The 24,821-nt window shown below is 75.0% G+C and carries 13 protein-coding genes; 8 read left to right on the top strand and 5 right to left on the bottom strand.

Annotated features, from left to right (window positions below; translation table 11 throughout):
• Positions 1–33: 33 nt before the first annotated feature.
• Together ACF08W_RS20925 and ACF08W_RS20920 are read left to right on the top strand one after the other, a co-directional pair.
• A complete protein-coding gene (locus ACF08W_RS20925) occupies positions 34–10,962 on the top strand; it encodes an amino acid adenylation domain-containing protein (RefSeq protein ID WP_392280144.1) in 10,929 nt (3,642 codons plus the stop codon).
• A gap of 1 nt (position 10,963) precedes the next feature.
• Positions 10,964–12,679, top strand: a complete 1,716-nt coding sequence (locus tag ACF08W_RS20920; RefSeq protein WP_392280143.1) for an ABC transporter transmembrane domain-containing protein — start codon at positions 10,964–10,966, stop codon at positions 12,677–12,679.
• A gap of 42 nt (positions 12,680–12,721) precedes the next feature.
• On the opposite strand, the gene ACF08W_RS20915 is transcribed toward ACF08W_RS20920, so the two are convergent.
• On the bottom strand, positions 12,722–13,861 hold the full coding sequence (locus tag ACF08W_RS20915) for an alpha/beta hydrolase-fold protein (RefSeq protein ID WP_392280142.1): 1,140 nt from the start codon (positions 13,859–13,861) through the stop codon (positions 12,722–12,724).
• Between the two features lie 111 nt (positions 13,862–13,972).
• Between ACF08W_RS20915 and ACF08W_RS20910 the strand changes: the two genes are divergently transcribed.
• Both ACF08W_RS20910 and ACF08W_RS20905 read left to right on the top strand, forming a co-directional pair.
• Positions 13,973–14,182, top strand: a complete 210-nt coding sequence (locus ACF08W_RS20910; RefSeq protein ID WP_385216171.1) for an MbtH family protein — start codon at positions 13,973–13,975, stop codon at positions 14,180–14,182.
• Between the two features lie 5 nt (positions 14,183–14,187).
• Positions 14,188–14,694, top strand: a complete 507-nt coding sequence (locus ACF08W_RS20905) for a GNAT family N-acetyltransferase (protein WP_392280141.1) — start codon at positions 14,188–14,190, stop codon at positions 14,692–14,694.
• Between the two features lie 39 nt (positions 14,695–14,733).
• Here the strand turns inward: ACF08W_RS20905 and argB are convergent, their stop codons facing one another.
• Positions 14,734–15,555 (bottom strand): acetylglutamate kinase, encoded by an 822-nt coding sequence (gene argB / locus ACF08W_RS20900; protein WP_392280140.1) that lies wholly within the window; start codon positions 15,553–15,555, stop codon positions 14,734–14,736.
• 77 nt (positions 15,556–15,632) lie between these two features.
• Complete coding sequence (locus tag ACF08W_RS20895; RefSeq protein WP_392280139.1) at positions 15,633–17,384, bottom strand: Imm49 family immunity protein; 1,752 nt, start codon at positions 17,382–17,384, stop codon at positions 15,633–15,635.
• 201 nt (positions 17,385–17,585) lie between these two features.
• On the opposite strand from ACF08W_RS20895, the gene ACF08W_RS20890 reads away from it, so the two are divergent.
• From ACF08W_RS20890 to ACF08W_RS20880, 3 genes are all read left to right on the top strand, one after another.
• Entirely contained in the window at positions 17,586–19,076 is a 1,491-nt protein-coding gene (locus ACF08W_RS20890; protein ID WP_352280209.1) for a phosphatase PAP2 family protein, read from the top strand.
• Positions 19,077–19,356: 280 nt separating this feature from the next.
• Positions 19,357–19,836 carry a hypothetical protein gene (locus ACF08W_RS20885; RefSeq protein WP_366297830.1) on the top strand — a complete coding sequence of 160 codons (480 nt, stop codon included), beginning with the start codon at positions 19,357–19,359 and terminating at the stop codon, positions 19,834–19,836.
• Positions 19,833–20,504 carry a vitamin K epoxide reductase family protein gene (locus ACF08W_RS20880; protein ID WP_392280138.1) on the top strand — a complete coding sequence of 224 codons (672 nt, stop codon included), beginning with the start codon at positions 19,833–19,835 and terminating at the stop codon, positions 20,502–20,504. Before ACF08W_RS20885 ends, ACF08W_RS20880 begins: the two co-directional genes overlap by 4 nt.
• Here the strand turns inward: ACF08W_RS20880 and ACF08W_RS20875 are convergent.
• Positions 20,455–21,759 carry a globin domain-containing protein gene (locus ACF08W_RS20875; RefSeq protein ID WP_392280137.1) on the bottom strand — a complete coding sequence of 435 codons (1,305 nt, stop codon included), beginning with the start codon at positions 21,757–21,759 and terminating at the stop codon, positions 20,455–20,457. The genes ACF08W_RS20880 and ACF08W_RS20875 overlap by 50 nt on opposite strands.
• A gap of 272 nt (positions 21,760–22,031) precedes the next feature.
• Between ACF08W_RS20875 and ACF08W_RS20870 the strand changes: the two genes are divergently transcribed.
• Positions 22,032–22,745, top strand: a complete 714-nt coding sequence (locus ACF08W_RS20870) for a response regulator (RefSeq protein ID WP_385216192.1) — start codon at positions 22,032–22,034, stop codon at positions 22,743–22,745.
• Positions 22,746–22,946: 201 nt separating this feature from the next.
• On the opposite strand, the gene ACF08W_RS20865 is transcribed toward ACF08W_RS20870, so the two are convergent.
• Positions 22,947–24,617: a GAF domain-containing protein gene (locus ACF08W_RS20865; RefSeq protein ID WP_392280239.1), complete on the bottom strand. Its 1,671-nt coding sequence runs from the start codon at positions 24,615–24,617 to the stop codon at positions 22,947–22,949.
• Positions 24,618–24,821: the final 204 nt, after the last annotated feature.

Genomic DNA, 24,821 nt, shown 5'->3' with positions numbered 1-24,821 from the left:
ACTTGCATACCTCGGAAGGATGCTGAGTCTTCGATGACGGAACCGACCGCCCCGCGCGTACTGCTCTCCCCCGCCCGCCTGGCCGGCCTGCGCCGCCGCACCGGCGACTACGGCGACCGGACCGTCGCCACCGCCTGTGCCATCGGGCTGTCGTACTGGGCGACCGGCCTCGGCCCCGACGGGATGGACCTCGCCCCGGGCACCCTCTTCCCCGACCTCCTCCGACAGGTCGACAAGAACGGTGCGGGCGACGGGCCGTCCGACGGGGACGGCTGGGCGGCCGGGGCGGACGGCCTCCCCGTCGCCGCCCCCGAAGGCGTTCCGTCCGCCGATGCGCAGCTCGCCCTGGACGACCTGGCCGACTTCCCCGACCGCCCCCTCGGCACCATCGCCCCGTCCGACGCGGCGGCCCGGCTCGAAGCCCTGGCCCGGTGGAACGACAACCGGGCCGACCGGTCCCGCCCGACCCTCATGGAGATGTTCCGCGAGCAGGCCCGCTCCCGGCCGGACGCCGCCGCGGTGATCGACGAGCACCGTGTCCTGACGTACCGTCAGGTCGCGGCCCGCTCCGCCCAGTTGGCCCACCACCTGATCGGGCGCGGCCTCACCGCCGAACAGGTGGTCGGCATCTCGCTCGGCCGGTCCGCCGAGATGGTGATCGGGCTCCTCGCCGTGCTCCAGGCGGAATGCGCCTTCGTCCCGCTCGACCCGCAGTGGCCCGCCGCCCGGCGCGCCGTCGTCGTCGAGGACGCCGGGGTCGCGCTCCAGCTGGGCAGGACCGGTGAGCACCCGGACGGGGAGCCGGAGGCGGTCGCCGTCGACCTCGACGACTGGGCCTTCGCGGACCATCCGGACCAGGCGCCGGACATCACCGTCCCCGGCACCGCCCTGGCCTACGTGATCTTCACCTCCGGCTCGACCGGCCGCCCCAAGGGCGCCATGATCCGCCACGAGGCGATCAGCGAACGCCTCCTGTGGCAGGTCGAGGAGATCCTGCACTTCGGCCACGACGACGCCTCGCTCTTCAAGGCACCGCTCTCCTTCGACATCTCCATCAACGAGATCTTCCTGCCGCTGGTCTCCGGCGGCCGGCTGGTGATCCTGCGCCCCGGCGGCGAACGCGACCCGCACCACCTCCTCGGCGTGATCGCCGAACACCGCGTCACCTTCACCTATCTGGTCTCCTCCATGCTGGACGTCCTGCTGGAGATCGCCGGCGACTCCGGCCGCCTGGACAGCCTGCGGCACGTGTGGTGCGGCGGCGAGGTGCTCACCCCCGAGCTGTACGAGCGGTTCCGCGCCCGGCTCGACATCCCGCTCTACCACGGCTACGGACCGGCCGAGACGACCATCGGCGTCTCCCACGTCATCTACCGGGGCGAGGCCGAACGCCTCTCCACCTCGATCGGCCGGGCCAACCCCAACACCCAGCTGTACGTCCTCGACGACGAACTGCGCCCGGTTCCGGTCGGCGTCGGCGGCGAACTGTACGCGGGCGGCCTCCTGCTGGGCCGTGGCTACGTCAACGCCCCCGCCCTGACCGCCTCCCGGTTCGTCGCCAACCCCTTCGCCGACGACGGCTCCCGGCTCTACCGCACCGGCGACCTGGCCCGCTTCGCCCCGGACGGCACCCTGGACTTCCTCGGCCGCGCCGACAACCAGATCAAGATCCGCGGCATGCGGCTGGAGACCGAGGACGTCGAGGCGTCCCTCGCCGAACACCCCGGCGTACGGCACAGCTGCGTCGTCGCCAGGAAGAACACGGCGGGCGGAACCTACCTGACCGGCTACGTGATCCCGGCCGCCGGCCACGAGGGGCTGCGGGCCGAGGCCGTCAGGGAGTGGGCCACCGAGCACCTGGTCGAGTACATGGTCCCCGCCCACCTCGTGGTCCTCACCGAGTTCCCGCTCACCGCGAACGGCAAGCTCGACCGGGGTGCCCTGCCCGAACCCGTGATCGCCACGGACGGCGCGACCGAGCCCGTCACCGAGGAGGAGCGGCTGGTGTGCGCCGCCGCCGCGAAGGTGCTCCGACTCGAACGGACCGGCACCGACCAGGACTTCTTCCAGCTCGGCGGCGACAGCATCCTGGCCATCTCGCTGCTGGGCGCCCTGCGCGAGCGGGGCCTCCACGTCACCGCACGGCAGATCTTCGCCCACAGCCGCCTCGGGGCGCTCGCCTCGGTGGCGAGCCGCGAGGAGACCGCCGCCGTCGACCACGGCGACCTCGCCACCGGGCCCGTCACCGGACTGCCGGTCGTGCGGTGGCTCGGCGAAACCACCGACGCGATCGACGGATTCGTCCAGTCGGTCGTCCTCAACACCCCGGCGGAGCTGACCGGACAGGCGCTGGACACGATCCTCGCCGCCGTACTGGACCGGCACCCCATGCTGCGCGCCCGGCTGGTCCGCGGGGAGCACTGGGGCTTCGACATCCCCGGACCCGCCCGGGGCGCCGACCCCGTCTGGCAGGAGAGCGACCTCCCGGCCGCCGACTGCGTCGCACTCGCCACCAGGGACCTCGACCCGGACGCCGGGGTCATGCTGCGCGCCGTGTGGCGCCGCGCCGACCGCCAACTCGTCCTGGTCGCCCACCATGTGGTGATCGACGGGGTCTCCTGGCGCATCCTGATGGACGACCTGGCCACCGCGTGGCGGCGGTACGCCGAGGGCGCCCCCGTCGAACTCCCGCCCACGGGAACGTCGTTCCGCCGCTGGACCCAGCTGCTGGAACGGGCCGGATTCGAGGCCGACCGCGCCCACTACGACACGCCACTGCCCGGCCCCGACGCCCCCCTCGCCCGCCGCGCGCCACAGGACACCGACACCGTGGCCCGGGAACGCGTCCGCACCCTCACCCTGGACCCCGACGCGACCGCCGCCCTGCTCGGCCCCGTCCCCGCGGCGTTCCACGCGGGCGTCAACGACGTCCTGCTCACCGCCCTCGCCGTCGCCCTCGCCCGCTTCCGCCGCGACCTGGGCCAGGACCAGAGCTTCGCCCGCATCGAGCTGGAGGGGCACGGCCGCGAGGCCCGCCACCTGACCGACACCGCCGGGTTCGAGCCCGAACTCTCCCGTACGGTCGGCTGGTTCACCACGCTGTTCCCGGTCACCGTGGACCCTGGAGCCGCCACCGACCCCACCGACCCCGGACAGCTGGCCGCCGCCCTCAAGGCGGTCAAGGACCAGCTCGCCGCGGTGCCCCGTAACGGCCTCTCCTACGGCGTCCTGCGCCATCTGACCGGAGCCCTGCCCGCCACCCCCGCCCCGCAGGTCCTCTTCAACTACCTGGGCCGCTTCGACGCGGGAACCCCGGGCGACTGGCAACTGACCGGCAGTACAGGACAGTTGGGGGAGAAGCGGGACCCCGGTATGCGGCTGCCGCGCGCCCTGGAGTTCAACGCGATCGCCGAACCCGGCGAGGACGGCGCCTACCGGCTCGTCACCACCGTCTCCTGGGCCGAGGGCAGGTTCACCGAGGACGACATCACCGCCCTCGGCACCCACTTCCATGCCGCGCTCACCGGGCTCGCCGCCCTGGAGGAGGGCGGCCACTCGCCCGGTGACTTCCCCCTCGTCCCCCTCACCCAGGCCGACGTCGATGAACTCGACGGACCGGCCCTGCTCGACATCCTCCCGCTGACCCCGCTCCAGGAGGGCCTCTACTTCCACTCCGTCTTCGACGACGAGACGACCGGCAGCTACGTCGAACAGCAGCTCCTCACCCTGGAGGGCGAGGCCGACCCGGACCGGCTCGCGGCGGCCGCCACCCGGCTGCTCGACCTCCACCCCAACCTGGCCGCCCGGTTCACCGCCCTCGCCGACGGCCGCGTCGTCGCCGTACTGGAAAGCGGCACCGAGGCACCGTTCACCGTCCTGGACCGCCCCGGCATCACCGACGAGGAGATCCGCGCCCACGCCGAACAGGACCGCCGCTCCGGCTTCGACCTGGCCACCGGCCCGCTCATGCGCTACACCCTGATCCGCGCGGGCGCCGGGCGCGACGTGCTGGTGCAGACCGTGCACCACATCGTCGCCGACGGCTGGTCCGTCCCCCCGATGCTCCGCGCCCTGCTCGCCGAGTACCACGCCCCGGGGAGTACCCACCCGCTCGGCGAGCACCGCGCCCACGCCCGCTGGCTCGCCGCCCGCGACCACGAGGAGAGCGAACGGATCTGGCACGGCGAACTCGCCGGACTGCCCGGACCCTCCCTCGTCGCCGAGGGGCACACCCCCTCCGAGCACTTCGCCGACACCACCGCCGAGGCCGGGAGCGACCTCGACACCGCCGCCCGCGCGGCCGGCGTCCCCCTGAGCGCCGCCGTGCACAGCGCCTGGGCCCTCACCCTGGGCGGCCTCCTGCACACCACGGACGTCGTGTTCGGCTCCACCGTCTCCGGACGCGACGCCGAACTCCCCGGCATCGCCGACATGGTGGGCCTGTTCATCAACACCGTCCCGGTCCGCGCCCGCTGGACCGCCACCACCACGGCGGCCGAACTCCTCGCCACCGTACGGGCCCACCAGGAGGCGGTCCGCGACCACCAGTACGTCTCCCTGGCCCGGATCGCCCGCCGGGCCGGCACCGGACCGCTCTTCGACACCCTCGTCGTCTTCGACGTGGCCACGGACCCGGACACCCTGCGCGCCCCCGGCCACCACCTCGCCATCACCCGCATCACCAACGAGGGCGCCCCGCACTACCCCCTGACCCTGGTGGTGGAACGCACCCCCGACGGCCGCCCCCTCTTCCGGCTCATCCACGACGGCGCCCTGCTGCGCCCCGCGAGCGCCGAAGGCATCCTGCTCACCTTCACCCGCACCCTCACCACCCTGCTCACCCGCCCGGACGCCCCGGTCCGCGCGGTGGCCGCCGCCCCCGCCGCGCTCCCGGAGCGGGCCACGGGAACGCTCGACGTCCTCCTCGACGCCGCGGCGCGCCGCGACCCCGAGGCCACCGCCGTCACCCAGTGCGCCCTCGACGGCGCCACCAGATCCCTCACCTACGGCCAACTCACTCAGGCCAAGGACGAGTTGGCGGACGTCCTGCGGGCGGCCGGGGTCGGCCCCGGGAGTCTGGTCGCCGTCGCCGTGCCCCGCTCCCTGGAGCAGGTCGTCGCCCTGACCGCCGTCGTCGCCGCGGGCGGCGCCTACGTACCGCTGGACCTGGCCTACCCGGACGAGCGGCTGGGGTACGTCCTCACCGACTGCGCCCCGCAGGCCGTGCTCGTCGACCGGGAGCACCGGGGCCGCTTCGCCCGCCTCCTGGAACGGACCGGCGTACCGGCCCGGATCCTCGTCCAGGGCGAGGAACCCGCCCCCGCCGCCCCCGTACCCGTCACCCGCCCGCGTCCGCGGGACCCCGCGTACATCATCTACACCTCCGGTTCCACGGGCCGCCCCAAGGGCGTCGCCGTGCCGCACGCGAGCGTGGTCGCGCTCCTCGCCCACACCCGGCCCGCCATGGGCTTCGGCCCCGACGACGTCTGGGTGCAGTTCCACTCCTTCTCCTTCGACTTCGCGGTCTGGGAGCTGTGGGGCGCGCTGGTCCACGGCGGCGAACTGCTCGTCCCCGACTACGCGCTGACCCGCTCCCCGGCCGACTTCCACCGGCTGGTCCGGGACCGCGCGGTGACCGTCCTCAACCAGACCCCGTCCGCGTTCCACCGGTTCATCGAGGCCGACCGGCTCGCCGCCGCACCGCTCACCGCACTGCGCCGGATCGTCTTCGGCGGCGAGGCGCTGGACCCGGCACGGCTGCGCGGCTGGGTCGGCCGGTACGGCGCCGACACCCCCGAGCTGGTCAACATGTACGGGATCACCGAGACGACCGTCCATGTCACCCACCGGGTGCTGACCGGGACGGACTTCGAGCCCGGCACCAAGGCCAGCCCGATCGGCGGCCCGGTCCCCGGCCTCACCGTCCACCTGCTCGACGACCGGCTCCGCCCGGTCCCGCCGGGCCGGACGGGCGCCGTCTACGTCTCCGGCGACCAGCTCTCGCTCGGCTACCTCGGGCGGCCGGGGCTCACCGCGGGCCGGTTCGTGGCCGACCCGTTCGCCGCCGACGGCTCCCGCATGTACCACACCGGCGACCTGGCCCGCCGCACCCTCGACGGCGAGCTGGAGTTCGTCGGCCGGGCCGACGACCAGGTGCAGCTCAAGGGGTTCCGGATCGAGCCCGGCGAGGTGGAGACGGCGCTCCGGGCGCTCGACGGGGTGGTGGACGCCGCCGTCACGGTGGCGGGAAGCGGGGACCATCTCGTCGCCCATGTGGTGGGCCGGGCCCCCGCCGACCTCACCGCCCGGCTCTCCGCCACGCTGCCCGCGCACATGGTGCCCGGCCGGGTGCTGACCGTGGACGCCCTGCCGCTGACCGTCAACGGCAAGCTGGACCGCGCGGCCCTGGCCGCCGGTGCCGCGCACGACGACGCCCCGGCGGCCCCGTCCGCCGTGGACGCCGGGCCCGCCGTGGCCGGGGACGCGCTCGCCGCGCTGGTCGGGATCTTCGCCCAGGTACTGACCGGCGGATCCGTGGACGCCGACACCGACTTCTTCGCCGCCGGGGGCGACAGCATCGTCGCCATCACCGTCATCAACCGGGCCCGGGCGCTCGGCCTGCCGATCGCCCCGCGCGACGTCTTCCTCCTGAAGACCCCGCGCGCCCTCGCCGCCCACCTGGCCGCCCGCGCCCCGCGGCCCGCCGCCCCCGCGCCGGCCCGCCGGGAGGACGGCCCGCTGCCCGCCACCCCGATCATCCTGCGCCAGCGCGAACTCGGCGGCCCGCTCGACCGGTTCGCCCAGGCCCGGACCCTGGAGGTGGCCGAGGGCATCGGTCCGGCCGACCTGCGGCGGGCCGCGACCGCCCTTCTCGCCGCCCATCCGGCCCTGCGGCTGCGGCTCGCCACCGAGCACGGGGTGTGGACCCTGCGCACCGGACCCGCCCCCGAGACCGACGTGGTGACCAGCGCCGCCCCCGACGCGACGGCGGCGGCGAACGAGGCCGCCGACCGGCTCGACCCCGCCACCGGGCGCCTCGTCGCGTTCTCCTGGCTGGCCCCGACCCGCACCCTGGTGGTCACCGCCCACCACCTCGCCGTCGACGCGGTCTCCTGGCTGATCGTCCTCGACGACCTGGCCGCCCACCTCGAAGGCACCACCCCGGCCCCGCCCACCACCTCCTACGCCGAGTACGCCGAGGCCCTGACGGCCCACACCGCCCAGGAGACCGGCAGCCTCGGCCACTGGATCGAGACCCTGGCCGCACCACCCCTGCTGCCCGAGGTCCGCCGCCCGCGCACCCGCACCGCCGTCCTCCCGCCGGAGACGGCGGACCGGCTGACCCGCACCGCCCCCACCACCCTCGGCACGGGCCTCACCGAGCTGCTCTGCGGCGCCCTGCGCACCGCGCTCACCGCCGTCCAGGCCACCCCCACCGACCTCGCCGTCGAGCTGGAGCTGCACGGCCGCACCCCGGTCCTGGAGCACCACGACTACAGCCGCACCGTCGGCTGGTTCACCTCCATCGCCCCCGTCCGGCTCACCCCGCACACCGACCCGGTCGCCGCCGCCCGCGAGGTCGCCGAACGCCGCCCGGACGAGCGCGGACACCTCGCCTACGGGCGGCTGCGCCACCTCGACCCGCAGACCGCCCCGCTGCTGACCGCCCGCCCCCAGGTGCTCCTCAACTACCTGGGCCGGGGCGGCGAATCGGACGTCCCCCGGATCACCGGCGGCGAGCGTCCCACCCCGTACGCCGTCGAGGTCAACGCCTGGACCGACGCGGCCACCGGCGGTCTGCACGCCGAGTTCACCCTCGCCGAGGGCGTCCCCGACACCCTCACAGGGCACTGGCTCGGGGCCCTGGAGCGGATCGCCGACGCGGCCGCCACCGCCGAGCGCACCGCCCCCGTCACCCCCCTCCAGCGCGGCCTGTACTTCCAGGCCCAACTGGCGGGGACGGCCGGGCACTACGTCGCCCAGAGCTGGTTCACCTTCGACCGGCGCCTGGACCCCGACGCGCTCGCCGGGGCGATGGCGTACGTGATCGCCCGGCACCCCGTCGTCGGCGCCGGATTCACCACCGACGACGACGGCGACCCCGTCCAGCTCCTCGGCGCCGGACGCACGGTCGCCGTCCGCACGGTCGAGGTGGCGGACGCGGCTGCTGCCGAGGAACTGCGCGCCCGGGACCGGGAGACCGGCTTCGACCCGGGCGAGCCGCCGCTGATCCGGCTGACCGTGGTCCGGCCGCCCGACGGCGGGGACCGGCTGCTGCTCAGCTACCACCTGCTGCTCTGGGACGGCTGGTCCCGGGAGATCGTGCTGCGCGACCTGTTCGCCGCGTACGAGGCCGTCCTGGCGGGCGAGCCGCTCGCCGCCACCCCCGCCGTGCCCGGCTTCGAGGAGTACGCCCGTACCCTGGCCGCCAGGGACCCGGCCGCGGCGCACCGCTTCTGGGCCGGCCACCTGGCGGAACTGTCCGGACCGACCCTGCTCGCCCCGGCCGCCCCGGACCTCCCCGAGACCCTGCCGCACGCCCTGACGCACACCATGTCCGCCGAACTCTCCCAATCGCTGCGGGACGCGGCCGCCGCCCACGGCGTCACCCTGAACACGGTGCTGACCGGCGGCCTCGGACTGCTCCTGGGCGCCCGCACCGGCCGGGAGGACGCGGTCTTCGGGGTGACCGTCTCCGGCCGTGAGGGCGAGGGCCACTCCGACATCGTCGGCGTCCTCCTCAACACCGTGCCGATGTGGACCCGGGCCCGGCCCCGCGACACGGTCGGCGCCTACCTGACGTCCGTGCAGACGGCCCGGGTCGAGGCGATGGACCACGAGCACCTGGGGCTCGGCGAGATCCAGCGCGCCGCCGGGCACGACACCCTGTTCGACAACCTCTTCGTGCTCCAGAACTTCCTGGACCAGGAGGCGTTCGCCGCGATGAACGCCCGCCACGGCATCACCGCGGTACGCGCCGACGACTCCACCCACTACCCGTTCACCTGGGTCGTCACCCCGGGCGACCGGCTCACCGTCAAGCTGGAGCACCGCGACGACGACCCGGCCGGTGCCCGCCGCCTCCTCGACGACTACCTGCGCGTCCTCGCGGACCTCGCCCGCTCCACCGGACCCGTCGGTGCGCTCCCCGGGGCCGCCCCGGCCCCCGAACCCGCCCCGCGCACCGGCATCGGCACGGACACCGTCGTCGACCGCTTCGACCGCGCGGCCGCCCGCACCCCGTCCCGGACCGCGCTCGTCGCCGACGGCGCCGGCCTCACCTTCGCCGAACTCCGCGACCGCAGCCGTCGACTGGCGGGCGTACTCGCCGCACGTGGCATCGGGCCGGAGCGGACCGTGGGCCTGGCCGTACCGCGCTCGCTCGACCTCCTCGTGGCGCTCTTCGCCGTACTGCGCGTCGGCGCCGCCTACGTACCGCTGGAGCTGGACCACCCGGACGAGCGGATCGCCGCCATCGTCGCGGACGCCCGCCCCGACACCGTCCTCACCGTCGAGGCGGTGGCCCACCGGATCGGCGGCGACCACATCGTCCTGGACCGCCCGTTGCCCGCCGCCGAGCCGTACACCACCTTCGCCCCCGAGGACCCGGACCGGCTGCGCCACCCCGCGTACACCATCTACACCTCCGGCTCGACCGGGAAGCCCAAGGGCGTGGTGACCGAGTACGCCGGACTCACCAACATGCTGCTCAACCATCAGCGGCGGATCTTCGAACCCGTCCTGGCCGACCACGGTCACCGGGTCTTCAAGGTCGCGCACACCGTGTCGTTCGCGTTCGACATGTCGTGGGAGGAACTGCTCTGGCTCGCCGACGGCCACGAGGTGCACATCTGCGACGAGGAACTGCGCCGCGACGCCCCCCGGCTCGTCGAGTACTGCCGCGACCACGGCATCGACGTCGTCAACGTGACCCCGACGTACGCGCAGCAACTGGTGGCCGAGGGGCTGCTCGACGACCCCGGGAGGCGGCCGGCCCTGGTGCTGCTCGGCGGCGAGGCCGTCACCCCCAAGCTGTGGCAACGGCTCATCGACACCGAGGGGACCGTCGGCTACAACCTGTACGGACCCACCGAGTACACCATCAACACCCTCGGCGTCGGCACCTTCGACTGCGAGGACCCGGTGGTCGGCGTGGCCATCGACAACACCGAGGTGTACGTGCTCGACCCGTGGCTGCGCCCGCTGCCGGACGGGGTCCCCGGCGAGCTGTACGTCTCCGGCACCGGGATCGCCCGGGGCTACCTCGGGCAGAGCGCCCTGACCGCCGGCCACTTCGTGGCCTGCCCGTTCGGCCGGCCCGGTGAGCGGATGTACCGCACCGGCGACCTGGTGGTCCGCCGCCCCGACGGCAACCTCGCCTATCTCGGCCGGACCGACCAGCAGGTCAAGATCCGCGGCCACCGGGTCGAACCGGCCGAGGCGGAGGCCGCGTTCGCCGCGCATCCGGCGGTGCGGTTCGCCGCCGTCGTCGCCGAGCCCGACCCGGGCGTCGACGGCGGGTACCGGCTCGCCGCCCACCTGGTGCTCGACGGCGCCGACCTGGCCCGGGTCGCCGCCGACGTGGGCGCCCGGCTGCCGGACTTCCTGCGCCCGACCCACTACGCCCGGGTCGACGCCATCCCGCTGACCGTCAACGGGAAGGCCGACACCCGGGCCCTGCCGGAGGCCAGACCGCTCGGCGCCCTGACCACCGCGGCCGAACGCGACCCGGAGACGGAGACCGAGACCACGGTCTGTGAACTCTTCGCCGAGGCACTGGACCTGGACGACGACGAGGTGAGCGCGGTGAGCGACTTCGTGGCCCTGGGCGGCCACTCCATGCTGGCGGTACGGCTGACCGGGATGCTCCGCCGGGAGTACGGCCCCGTCGTCACCATCCGCGACCTGCTGACCCTGCGAACCCCGGAAGCCATCGCCCGCCACCTCGACGAGAGCTCCTGACATGCCGCCCCGCACCCCCACCCCCGAGGCTCCGCCCCGTACCGGCGCGGACATCCTGCGCACCGCGCTGCGCCGCAACACCGGCGCCATGGCCCGGGGCACCCTCCTCATGGGCCTCTACCAGGCGGGGGAGACCGCCTTCCCGATCGCGCTCGGCCTGATCGTCGAGCACACCCTCCAGGACCGGAGCCCGGCCGCGCTCGCGCTGTCGATCGGGGCACTGGCCGTGATCATCACGACGGTCTCGCTGTCGTGGCGGTTCGGGATGCGCGTCCTGCAGAAGGCCAACACCACCGAGGCGCACCGCTGGCGGGTCCGGGTCGCGGCCTGCGGGCTCCAGCCGGTCGCCCGGGACGTCGACCTGAAGTCCGGCGAGGTGCTGACCATCGCGACCGAGGACGCCGACCAGACCGCCGACATCGTCGAGGTGGTGCCGCTGCTGGTCAGTTCGCTGGTCGCGGTGGTGGTCGCGGCGGTGGCGCTGGGCCTCGCCGATCTGCGGCTGGGGCTGCTGGTGATCGTGGGGACCGTCGCGATCCTCTCGGTCCTGGCGGTGCTGTCCAAGCGGATCGGGGCCCGGACGCGGGAGCAGCAGGCCCGGGTGGCGCGGGCCGGCGCCAAGGTCGCCGACCTCATCATCGGCCTGCGCCCGCTGCACGGATTCGGCGGCAACCACGCCGCGTTCGGCTCCTACCGGCGGGTCAGTGCGGACGCCCGGCACCAGGCGGTCGCCGTCGCCCGGGCCAACGGCGCCTACGCGGGCGCCGCACTGGCCCTGAACGCGGTGCTGGCCGCCGCCGTCTCGTTGACGGCCGGCTGGCTGGCGTTCGACGGCCGGATCACCATCGGGGAGCTGGTCATGGCGGTGGGTCTGGCCCAGTTCATCATCGAGCCGCTCAAGATGTTCTCCGAGATGCCCAAGTACGTGATGACGGCGCGCGCCTCGGCCGAGCGGATGGCACTGGTGCTGGCCGCGCCGCCGGTCACGGCCCCGGGGGAGGGGAGCCCGGCCGGGGACGCGGAGCGGGCCCTCGTCCTCGACTCCGTCCACCACGGGTCGTTGCGCGGCATCGGATTCGAGGTGGCCGCCGGGGAGTTCGTGGCGATCGCCGCGTACCGGCCGCGCCAGGCGGCCGACCTGGCGGAGGTCCTCGCGCTGAAGGCCCCGCCGGGCACGTACCCGGGACGGGTCATGGTGGGCGGCCGGGGGCTGGCGGAGCTGTCGGTCGAGGCGGTGCGCGCGTACATGCTGGTGAACCCGTACGACGGGGAGATCTTCGCGGGCACCCTCCGGTCCAACATCGACCCGTCGGGCACCAGCCGGTCGGTCGCCGAGGCGGTCGAGGCGTCGATGCTGACCGATGTCGTCGCCCTGCACCGCGAGGGGCTCGACCACCCGGTCCGTGACCGGGGGGCGAACCTCTCCGGCGGGCAGCGCCAGCGGCTCTCGCTGGCCCGGGCGCTGGCCGCCGACAGCGAGGTGCTGGTGCTGCACAACCCGACGACGGCCGTCGACGCGGTCACCGAACAGCTCGTCGCGCGCCGGGTCGCCGAGCTGCGCCGGGGCCGCACCACGGTGGTGATCACCAGCAGCCCGGCCCTGCTGGACGCCGCCGACCGGGTGCTCGTCCTGGACGACGGGGTGATCACCGCCGAGGACACCCACCGCAACCTGCTGGCCGGGGACGAGGGGTACTGCCTGGCCGTGGCGCGATGACCGGACCGGGCCGGTCACCGGACGCGACCGGTCCCGGCGGTGTCAGCCGAGGGCCCAGGCCACGTCCCTGAGCAGCGCGTGGCGCCAGCCCGCCCGGTCGTGGCCGGCGGCGGACCGGGAGACCCGGACGGCCGCCCCGGCCCGCGCCGTCAGCTCCTCCACCACCTCGCAGTGCGGGAGCATCCGGGGCTCGTGCTCCCCGACGTCGAAGGCGCACCGCAGCCCGGACAGGTCCGGCCCCCCGCGCAGCCGCTCGGCGAGGGCCCCGCCGAGCGGCCCGCCCAGCGGGTCCGCCGACTCCGCCGCCCCGGGGGCCCACCACACGGAGGCCGACTGGACGGCGATCCGCCGGACCAGGCCGGGGAACTCCAGCGCCGCGTAGAGCGCGCTCAGCCCGCCCAGGCTCTGCCCGGCCACGACGAGCCGGTCCGGATCGGCCGGCACACCGGACTTTGCGAGCAGCGGCAGCAGTTCACCGCCGACCGCCTCCCAGAGCCCGGGACGGCAGGCGTACTCGGTCGCGCGGTCCTTGGCGGGCAGGAAGACCAGGGTGACGGGTTGCATGTCGCCCGCCGCGACGGCCGATTCGAAGGCGGCCGTCGCGGGGTGCAGATACAGCCAGTCGTCCCCGTCGAGCAGCAGCACCACCGGCCCGCCGCCGCCCACCGGGTGCACCCGCGCGGTGCGCCGCCCGCCCGGCAGCCCGCCGGTCCAGCGGAGCCGGGTACGGGGCAGCGGCGGCACGTCGTCGGCGCCGACCACGGGCCAGTGCGGCTGGGCCGGGGCGTCCGGGGTCGCGGCGAGGGACCGGTCCGCCCCGGCACCGGCCGGATTGAGCGGGTCCGCGTGGGCGGCCCCGCCGGCCAGGACGCGGTAGGTGACCCGCAGCCGCGCGGGCATGCGGACCTCGGCGTACCAGCAGTCCGTACCGGCCAGACGGTGCAGCGGGAGCGGCGGCGACCAGCTCTCGAAGTCGACGACGGCCTCGGAGCCGCGCCACAGGAACAGGGTCCGCCAGCCGCCGTCGCCGTCCGGGACGGACACCGGGGAACGCGCCGCCGTCCAGAACGCGTCGGTGCCGGCCTCGCCGGACAGCCCGAACGGGGCGAAGGGGCCGTGTCCACCGGGTGCGGGAACGGCCGCTTGTGAGGGGGCGGGGGAGGAGCTAGGCTCATCGTGCATTAGGTGAGCCTAACCTAACAAGGCGTTAATCTTCCATCCCCGCATCCCGTCCGGCGCATGCCCAACGGACGTCCGTCGGCGGACCGTTGGGCCCGAGGAGGCATCGACATCATGAGCACCAACCCGTTCGACGACCCCGAAGGCCGTTTCCTGGTCCTCGTCAACGACGAGGGCCAGCACTCGCTCTGGCCGTCCTTCGCCGAGGTGCCCGGAGGGTGGGCGGTGGCCCTCGCCGAACACGACCGGGCGGCCTGCCTGGAGTACATCGAAGCCAACTGGACGGACCTGCGCCCCCGTTCCCTCGCGACCGCCGGGGAATGAGCGCGGTGCGGACCGCCGTGACCAATGCCGCCACCGCCGGATCCCGGCCCGGTGCGGCGTGCGCCGTGCGCCCGGCACGCCGGGAGGAGGCCGCCGAACTGGCCGCGCTCTCCCGGCCGTTCGTCCGGTCCGGGGCGCTGCGGGAGCGCCCCGTACCGCTCTACGCCGTCCGCGCCGCCGACTTCCTGGTGGTGCGGCCCCCCGGCGGCCCGGTCGAGGGTGCCGTCGCGCTGCGGGTGCACCCGGCGCAGGCGGGGCCGGTGGGCGTCGTCTACAACTTCTGCGTGGCCGGGCACCGCCAGGGGGCCGGAGTGGGCGCCGCGCTGCTGCGCGCCGTGCTCGACCGGGCGCGTGCCCAGTCGCTCGGCGCCCTGTTCACGGCGACCACCGGCGGCGGGGAGCTGTTCCTCCGGCACGGCTTCGCGCCCGTGGCCGCGCACCTGGCGCCGCCCTCCTGGGCGCGTGCGCTCGACCCCCGCCGCGGCGCGCGGATTCTCGCCCGGACGCTCTGAGCGCGCCGGCGTGCGGCGCCCCTGCGTGCCGCACGCCGGTCAGGCGCCCGGGACCACCGTGGTGCCGGAGCCGTCCCCGTCGAGGACCCCGCGCAGCACCGCGTGCGGCACCCGGCCGTCCAGCACCTGCGCCGTGCGCACCCCGCCGCGCACGGCACGCAGGCACCCCTCCATCTTCGGCAGCATCCCGCTCGCCAGCCCCGGGAGCAGGGCGGCCAGGGCGTCGGCCGTCAGCCGCCCGATCACCTCGGTGCTGTGCGGCCAGTCGGCGTACAGCCCGGCCACGTCGGTGAGTACCACCAGCCGCTCCGCGTCCAGGGCCACGGCCAGCGCCGAGGCGGCGAGGTCCGCGTTGACGTTGTAGACCTCCCCGTCCGTACCGCGTGCCACGGGGGAGACCACCGGTATGTGGCCCCGGTCCAACAGGGTGCGCACCATGCCGGGGTTGACGTCCACGACCTCGCCGACCAGGCCGATGTCCACCGGCCGGCCGTCCACCAGGGCCGGTCGCCGCACCGCCGTCAGGGTGTGCGCGTCCTCGCCGGTCATGCCCACGGCGTAGGGGCCGTGGTCGTTGATGTGGCCGACCAGTTCCCGTTGGACCCGGCCGCTCAGCACCATCCGCACCACGTCCATGGCCTCCGGGGTCGTCACCCGCAGCCCCGCCTCGAACCGGGACTCCAGGCCGAGCCGTTCGAGCATCGCGCTGATCTGCGGGCCGCCCCCGTGCACCACGACCGGGCGCAGCCCGGCGCGCCACAGCTCCACGACGTCCCGGGCGAAGGCCCGCTTCAGCTCCGCGTCCACCATGGCGTTGCCGCCGAACTTGACGACGACCGCGCCGCCCCGCACCGTATCCATGAAATTAGCTTAGCCTCACCTAAGTTCCCTTGGGTGGGGGTTGGCTGTTCCCTCGTCAGGAGGGCGCCCGGAAAGCGTCAGGAGGGCTCGGCGGCGCGGAGGAGGTCCCGCGGGAGGTAGGCGGACTCGACCCGTACGGACCAGCCGCGACGGACCGCGAGGCAGGCCAGGGCGAGGATGTCCAGGTCGAGGGCCCCATCCGGGTCGTCCGCCCGGTCGGCGATCAGGTACTGGTCCCGGTGGGCCTCCAGCGCGTCGGCGAGCGCCAGGCCGAAGCTCTCCTCGTCGCCCGCCACGAGCTGGGACAGCAGCACGGCCGGGGGCATCGGGAAGCCCGAGTCCCTGAGCCGGTCGGCCCGGTCCAGCGCCCGCCGGGCGGCCGGTTCGGGGTCGGCGCCGGTCAGCAGGGCGTGCAGGGCCTCGTGGTAGGCGGCGAACGCCGAGTCGTCCGCACGGGCGAGGGCGGGCCCGGCCAGGAGCGTCGGGGCCAGGTCCTCGGACGAGCCGGCGACGAGTGCGAGCGCGACGGCCTTCCGCCAGTGCGGACCGGCGGTGCGGTCGCCGCGCTCGGCCCGGTAGCGCAGGGTGCGGCCGTCGACGGTCACCTCGGCCGTGGTACCCGGCTCCGCGAGGGCGAGACGGAAGAGGGCGGCCGCCGCCCCGGAGGCCAGCCCGAGGTGCGCGAGCTGAGCCCGGGTCACCCGCCCGGACTCCTCCGTACACATCTTGAACAGCCTTTCCTGGTCGGCGAGTACGGCGCCGAGCCACCAGGCGGAGAGGGGCTCCCCGTCCCCGGCGGCGAACGCCTCGTCGCGGCGCTTCCCGGCCCGGGCCCGCGCCTGCGGTGTCACCGTCCGCTCCCGGACCGGCCGTTCCACCACCAGCGGGCCCGCGACGAGCGCGGCGACCGCGTCCGGCCGCCGGTCGCGGCCGAACCCGGCCACGCGCGGCCCCGGCGTCTCGAAGCCGGTGACCAGCGCGTGCGGGAGGTAGTCGGTGGAGACGGCCGGGGCCCAGCCCCGTGTCCGGTACCCGAGCGCCGCGAGGGCGAGGGGCACCCGGGGGAGCAGGGTGCGCGGGGCGGCCGACGGGCCGTGCGGGGCGCTCTCCCCGGCGAGGAGACCCGCCAGCGCGGTGTCGAAGGCGCCCCGGTCCCCGGCGGCCAGGGCGCGCAGCGCGCACAGCGCCACCCCGTCCGGCCGGTCCGGCAGCGGCTCGCCGGTCTCCTCCGCACGGGCCCGGAGCCGGTCCAGGGCCGCGTCGACGGAGGCGAGCTTCGCCTCCGGGCCCGGCGGATACGTGCCCTCGGGGCCGGGATCGTCCAGCACCACGGCCGCCAGCCCGGCGGTCAGTTCCCCGGCCGGCGTCCCCGCCGTCCGCCCCGCGAACGCGTTCCGGGCGAGCATGAAGGCGTCGACGTGCCCGTCGCACAGGTCCGCGAGGACCGCCAGGCAGAGCGCGTCGGTCCACTCCCCGGGCGACACGCTCCGCACGGGGCCGCCCGCACCCGGCTCGTGGTCCACGCCGAAGTTCACGTACTTCAGGAACACCTCGAAGAAGCCGTGCGGATGGAAGGCGGCGTACGAGACGGCGCCCGTCGCGGCCGTGGCGGCGTCCACCAGGAGGGCCCTGGCCTCCGGAGTGGCGAGGTCGGGCGTCCCGAGGGAGAGGGCCCCGAGATGGTCCAGGAACTCGTCGGCGACCAGCCGCCACTCCGCGCCGGTCATCCCCTCGGCCCTCGACAGGGACCGCACCCGGCCCCCGATGCGGCCCGGGAAATCCCCGAGCGCCGCCCGGACGGCGGCCCCGTCCACCTGATGACGCTCCACCCGCACCGCGCTGCTCCCCCTGTCCGGCCGTCCGGTCTCCGCGCCACCTTAAGGGAGCTCTCCAGCAGGTGGCGGCGTGCGTCCCCGGTCGGCCGGGTGTCGTCCACGGGGTCCGGGGCCGGAGTCGTCGTCGGTGCCCCGCCGCCCGCGCGTCGGCGTGTCCGGTGCTTCAGCGGGGCCAGGTCGGGTATGCGCTGGTTCATGTCTACTTCGAGCAGCGCCCTCGCCTTCCCGGCACGACTGCGTGATCTGATGCGCGGCCGTGACCTCGCCCTGTTCCAACGTGTCGCCGGCCGGCACTGGCCGGGCGCCGATCAGGTGCTGCCCCGGTTGAGCCGCAGCGCCGATCACGGGCTTCTCTGGTTCGGCGCCGCGGCCGGGATGGCGGCACTGGGCGGCAGCGCCCGGGCACGCCGGGCGGCGGTGCGCGGAGTCGCGTCACTGGCCGTGGCCTCGGCCGCGATCAATACCGTCGGTAAGCGGACGGTGCGCCGGGAGCGGCCGATACTGGATCTGGTTCCGGCGGTGCGGCAGCTCAAGCGGCAGCCGTTCACCACGTCGTTCCCGTCCGGGCACGCGGCGTCCGCGGCCGCCTTCGCCACGGGCGTCGCCCTCGAGTCGAAGGGCTGGGGAGCGGTCGTCGCCCCGGTCGCGGTCGCCGTGGCCGCCTCCCGCGTCTATACGGGGGTCCACTATCCGGGTGATGTGCTGGCCGGTGCGGTGCTCGGCGTCGGGGCGGCGTTCGCGTTGCGCGGGGTCGTTCCGACCCGGGGGCAACTGCCCGCGCCGGGCCGTCCACCGGCGACGGTCCCGTCGTTGCCCGACGGCGAGGACCTGGTCGTCGTGGTGAACCGGGAGTCCGGCACCGCCACCGCGACCGCGTCGACGGTGCGCGAGGCGCTGCCGCTGGCCGAGATCATGGAGTGCGCGCCCGGCGACCTGCCCAAGGCGATGGCCGAGGCGGCGGACCGGGCCCGGGTGCTGGGGGTCTGCGGAGGCGACGGCACGGTGAATCTGGCAGCGTCCGTCGCGGCGGAGCATGGGATTCCGCTCGCCGTCTTCCCCGGCGGAACACTCAATCACTTCGCGTACGACCTGGGCATCGAGACGGTGGACGACACGGCGGCCGCCCTCGCCTCGGGGGACGCGGTCAAGGTGGACCTGGGCAGGTTCCGGCCCGGCCCCGAGGGAGCGGACGGCTACTTCCTCAACGCCTTCAGCCTGGGGGTCTATCCGGAGCTCGTGCGGATCCGGGAGCGCTGGTCGCCTCGTATCGGCGGCTGGCCGGCGGGGATCCTCGCGGCCTTCGAAGTGCTGCGCGGCCGGAGCCCGCTCACGGCCGAGCTGCGGGGAGAGCGGCGGCCGTTGTGGCTCCTGTTCGTGGGCAACGGGCTCTTCCAGCGGGTCGGACCCGCTCCCGGGCGGCGGCACAATCTGGCGGACGGTCTGCTGGACGTCAGGGCGATCCACGGCGGCCGCACCCCGGGGCTGCGCCTGCTGGCAGCGGCGGTGGCCGGTCCGCTGACCCGTTCCCCCGTCCACGCGGCGGTACGCCGGCACCGGGTACGGATCACCGGCCTGACGCCGGGGACCCCGTACGCGTACGACGGCGAAGTGGCCCACAGCGGAACGGAGTTGACGATCGACAAGCTGAACGAAGCGCTCGTGGTGTACTGCCCCGCGGCTCTGTGACGAAAGAGGCCGTGGCGGCGGACCGGGGATTCCTCGGCCCCCGCCGCGGCCGTACCCGCACGCGGCGCCGAGCATGCCGGCGCAGGGGCCGGCTACCCGGGCGGGAGTCGGGGACGCGGCGGCAACCGGCCCCGTCCGTGGCGGGCGGGACGGCGCCCGGATGCCCGGAGCGGGACGAGGAATCGCTGCTCAGGGGCCGATCGGCCCTAGTCGCGGCGGCCCCGCGCCGCGTTCACTGCGTTGCGTCGCGCGCCGCAGGTGCGCGCGGGAGGGAAGCATCGTGATCGCAGTCGTCGGGCACAGGGACCTCGGCAGTCGGACCCTGGAGCTGGTGGAGGCCGAACTCGGAGCGCGGCTGGACCGGTTGGCGGAGGGCGCCGCCGCCCTGGTGCGGGCCGGGGCCGGACTGCCGGTGGTGTTCGGGCGGGCCGCCCGGGAGGCGGGACGGAAGCTGACGGTGCTGCTGCCGTCGCAGGGCGCGGTGCCCGCCCCGCTGCCGGAGCCGGACCGCTCGGCCGCGGGTGAACTCCTGGTCCTGGCCGAGCAGGTGCGGCTGCTGGCCTTCGACCCGGCCGACCGGGACGCCTGCGTCGGCGCGGACGAGCGGCTGGTGGCGGCCTGCCGGACGGTCCTCGCGGTGTGGGACGGATCGCCCTCGGACGGCGAGGACGCCACCGCGCACCTGGTCGCGTTCGCCCGGGCGCGCGGCATCGCGGTGGAGGTCGTCTGGCCGGCCGGTTCGGCACGGGGGCGACGGTGAACCGGCCGCGGGAGGACGTACCGGCGGGCCGGGCGGACACCACGGCGTGCCCGGACGGGCCCGGGGACACGGCCCACGACGAGGAGTGCGCCGGAGCGCGGCGCGGATTCGGCTGGCTGCTGATCGTCACCGCCGCGCTCGGGCTGCTCTCCTCCTTCGTCATCACGGTCGACAAGTTCGAACTCCTCGTCGACCCCGGCTTCGTACCGGCCTGCTCGCTCAGCCCCGTGGTGTCCTGCACCAGCGTGATGACCAGCGACCAGGCATCGGTCTTCGGCTTCCCCAACCCGCTCGTCGGGCTGATCGGCTTCGCGGTGGTGCTGGCCACCGGCGCCGGGCTGCTCGCCGGGGCCCGCTACCGGCGCTGGTACTGGCTGGGGCTGAACCTCGGCGCCCTGCTGGGGGTCGGCTTCTGCATGTGGCTGATGACCCAGGCGTTGTACGAGATCGGCGCCCTGTGCCTGTGGTGCATGCTCGTCTGGGCGGTCACGATCTTCGTGTTCTGGCACACCACGGTGCACAACCTGCGCCACGGGGTGCTCCGGGCACCGCGCGCCCTGGTGGCGGCGGTGCTGGAGTTCCCGCTGGTGGTGCCGGTGACCTGGTGCCTGGCCGTGGTCATGCTGATAGCAGTCCGGTTCTGGCCGTACTGGCGGAGCCTCCTGTGACCGCGCCCCTGCCGGCGGTGTCGAGATGAAGGTGCGCCTGCGGAATCCCGGCGGCGGCCAGCCGGGCGGCGGCCTCCTGCCCGGCACCGGCCGGGGCGGCCTCGGGGGAGAGCGCCACGAAGGCGTGCTGCCGGGCCGGGGACCGCGCCCCGGTCTCCCCGAGGAGCGCCCCCGGGGCATCCGCCGCGACGACGGTCAGCCAGGGCCGGTCGCGCCGGAACGCCTCCAGGGCCGCCCCGTCGTACAGCTCCTCGCCCGCCCCCGTACTCCCCGGACCGCCGTGGAGCAGCAGCAGTCGGACCCGGTGCACGCCCGACCGGTCCGCGTCGATCCGCTGGAGCAGTGCCTTCATCGGGGCCCAGCCCGTGCCGGAGGCGAGCAGCAGCAGCTCGGCCGAGAGCAGGTGGTCCGGCAGGACCAGCGCACCGCGCGGCGCCCCGATCCGGACGGTGCCGCCCACCCGCGTACCGTGCACCAGCGCGTCGCTCACCCCGCCGGCGTTCCGGGCCCGTACGTGGAACTCCAGCTCGCCGTCCGGGTGCGGGGCGCGGGCCAGGTAGTAGGGGCGCCAGGCCTGCTCCAGCAGGGGCGACTCCAGGGACGCGTACTGCCCGGCCTCGAAGGCGTACGGCTGGTGCGGGCGGACCCGCAGCACGGCGAGACCGGGGGCGCGCAGCTCGTGCGCGACCACCGTCGCCTCCCAGCTGGGCGGTTCGGAGATCGCCTCGTCGGCGCCCCGGACCATCGCGGAGACCGCCAGGTTCAGCATCCGCAGCCAGGCGTCCTCCAGCGCACCGGTCCACCGGATCCCGGCCCGCAGCCGCAGCGCCTCGACGAGCGCCTCCTCGAACGCGGCGAACTGCGCGGGGCGCACCCCGAGCTTGCGGTGGTCGCGTCCCAACTGGCCGAAGACGCGGATCAGTTCGTCGGTGCGGTGCAGGTTGCCGATCAGGTAGTGGAAGATCGACGCGAGGTGGTCGCGCTGGAACGCCATCGACTCCGGGAACAGCGCCCGCAGATACGGATGCCGCTCGAACAGGATCCGGTACAGGTCCGCGATCAGCTCGTCCACCGGGCCCACCAGCGGGAGCGCGTCGCTGATCAGGAGCTGGTCGGCGGTGCCGTCGTAGGCCCGGGGTGCCTCGGCGGTCCAGCGGTCCGTACGGCTGTCGGCCGGGGCCAGGATGCGTCGTCGCAGCCGCATCGCGTCGTGCCGGGCGAGCAGTGCGTGGTAGTCCTCGCCGGAGGTGTTCATGGGCCGGGTTCTCCTTGGTGCAGCGCAGTGGGGGTGGCCGGAAGAGAGACGTCCGCGAGCGCCCGGACGATCTTGGCGGCGTCAGTATGGCACCGGGGTCCACCCGCTGACCGGCCCCTGGCCACAGGGCCTTTCGGCCCTGTTCAGATGCCGTTCACCGTGCCTTCGCACCCCCTTCCAACCGTCCCCGGAGCCGGGCACATACTGGTCCCGGCCCTCTCCCCGAACCGATCGAGCCTGATGTGAGTGAGTTCGCGAATCCCGCACCGAGCATGACCACCCGGCCCCCGGCCCCCGCACCGTCCACGGCCCCCGTACGCGTCTTCATCCTCGACGACCACGAGGTCGTACGGCGCGGTGTGCGCGATCTGCTGGAGGCCGAGGACGACATCGAGGTGGTCGGCGAGGCGTCCACCGCCCGGGAGGCGCTGGCCCGGGTACCGGCCACCCGGCCGCAGGTCGCCGTGCTGGACGTACGCCTCGGCGACGACCAGGGCGGCGACCACGCCGGGATCGAGGTGTGCCGGGAGCTGCGCGCCCTGATGCCCGAGCTGGCCTGCCTGATGCTGACGTCCTTCGACGACGACGAGGCGCTGTTCGACGCCATCATGGCGGGGGCGGCGGGCTATGTGCTCAAGCAGATCAACGGCGCCGACCTGATCACCGCCGTACGCCGGGTCGCCTCCGGCAGCTCGATGCTCGACCCGCGCACCACCGCCCGGGTCATGGAGCGGCTGCGCGGCGCCGAGCAGCAGCCGCCCGCCGAGCCGTCCGAGGAGGCCCAGCTCGACGGACTCACCCCCCGGGAGCGGCAGATCCTCGACCTCATCGGCGAGGGGCTCACCAACCGGGAGATCGCCGAGCGGCTCTTCCTGGCCGAGAAGACCGTCAAGAACCGCATCTCCTCGATCCTCGCCAAGCTGGGCGTGGGCCGCCGCATCCAGGCCGCGATGCTCGTCGGCCGGGTCAAGGAGCGCCGGGGCTGACGGGACCGCGCCCCGGCGGGGCCCAAGGGCCGTCCCGTGATCCTGTACGGGCGGCCGACGGCCGCTCCGGCACCTCGCCGCGCTGTCGGAACGCCCGCACGCCTCCAGCGTGCGGGCGTACTCCGTCCTGCGATGCACCGCGTCCGACGCCGCCCGGCGATCCGTCAGGGACAGCGGGACGGCGGGATGGCGGGACGGCCCTCAGTCGTGCAGGGGCGCGCGCCAGACGATCCGGGTGCCGCCGTCCCCGGGGCGCTCCACGGAGAGCGAGCCGCCGCACAGCTCCGCCCGGGTCCGCATGTTGGCCAGCCCGCCGGAGCGCCCGGCCACCGGTCCCGAACCGGTGGCGGCCAGTACGCCGGCCGGGATCCCGGCGCCGTTGTCGGTGACGGTCAGGGCCACCACCGCCTCGTCGGCGACGAGTTCGATCCCGATCCGGGTGGCGCGGGCGTGCCGGGAGGCGTTGGAGACCGCCTCGGCGGCCACCGCCACCAGGTGCTCGGCCAACTCGTCCGGGACCGTGGTGTCGACCGGCCCGTCGATCCGCAGCGAGGGCTGGAACCCCAGCGCGGCCGCCGCGGTGCGGGCGGTCTCCGCCATCCGGTGCCGCAGCCCGCCGCGCCCCGCCCGTTCCGCCGTCCGCAGATCGAAGATGGTGGACCGGATGATCCGGATCGTGGTGTCCAGGTCGTCCACCGCCCGGCTGACCCGCTCCGCCGCGCCCGGCCGGTCCGCGATGGCCCGGGTGGTGCTCTGCAGGGTCATCCCGGTCGCGAAGAGCCGCTGGATGGCCAGGTCGTGCAGATCACGGGCGATCCGGTCCCGGTCGTGCATCACGGCCAGCTCCTCGGACTCGGCCCGTCCGCGGGCCAGCTCCAGGGCGATGGCCGCCTGGTCGGCGAAGCCCGAGACCAGCGCGATCTCCGTCTCGTCGAACGGCGGCCGGTTCGCCGGCCGCCCCAGCCGCAGCGCCCCGCTCGCCCCCGCGTCGACCCGCAACGGCACCGCCACCACCGGCCCGAGCCCGTCCTCGGCCCCGTCGCCGAACGGATGGGCCCGCGGATCGGTCGTCACGTCCGCGCAGTGCACCGGCGTACCCGTACGGGCCGCGAGCCCGGCCAGCGACCCCCGGGCCGGGACGGACCGCCCCATGACCCGCCCGGCGTCCCGGCCGTGGGCGACCGCGACGGTCAGCCGGGTGTCGGCGCCCTCCCCGGTCCCGGGCGCGGCGGCGGACGGCGTCGGCAGCAGGATCGCGGCCCGGTCGGCCCCCGCCACCTCCATCGCCCGCTCGGCGATCAGATGCAGCACCTCGTCGGCGTCCGTCCCCGACAGCAGGCTGCGGGTGATCTCGCCGAGCGCCTCCAGCCGCCGTTCCCGGCGGCGGCTCTCGTCGTACATCCGGGCGTTGTCGATGGCGACCCCGGCCGCGATCGACAACGTGGTCAGCAGCGACTCGTCGTCGGCGTCGAAGTCCGCCCCGCCCCGCTTCTCGGTCAGGTACAGATTGCCGAAGACCTCGTCCCGGACCCGGATCGGCACCCCGAGGAAGGTACGCATCGGCGGATGGTGCGGCGGGAAGCCGAAACTGCGCGGATGGCTGCTGAGATCGGTGAGCCGCAGCGGCTCCGGACGGTGGATCAGCTCACCGAGGATGCCCCGCCCGCACGGCGTCTGGCCGATCTCGGCGGCCGTCGGCTCCGCTATGCCGACCGTCAGGAACTCCAGCAGCTTCTGCCCGTCCCCGATGATGCCGAGCGCCCCGTACTCCGCGTCGGTGAGCGTCACCGCGGCCTCCACGATGCCGCGCAGCACCTCGGGCAGCTCCAGACCCCGCCCCAGGCTCATCACCGCGTCCAGCAGTCCGCGCATTCGGTCCGGCCGGCTCGGCTGCGGCCAGGCGGCCGGGGCGACGGACGCGGCCGACGCCCCGGAGACCGGGCAGCGGGAGCCGTGCGGGGGCGCGGGGGAGGGGACTTCACCGGGGGAGCCGGGCGCCGTGGGTGTTGTCTCTGTCATTCGGGGTGCCGCTCTCAGGGTCCGTGTGCCGGGGGATCGCTCACCGGATCACCGCGG

This window comes from Streptomyces sp. NPDC015144 (assembly GCF_043079735.1).
GTDB lineage: Bacteria > Actinomycetota > Actinomycetes > Streptomycetales > Streptomycetaceae > Streptomyces.
The sequence above is the reverse complement of the archived record's forward strand: the minus strand, read 5'-3'. Positions and strand labels throughout refer to the sequence as shown.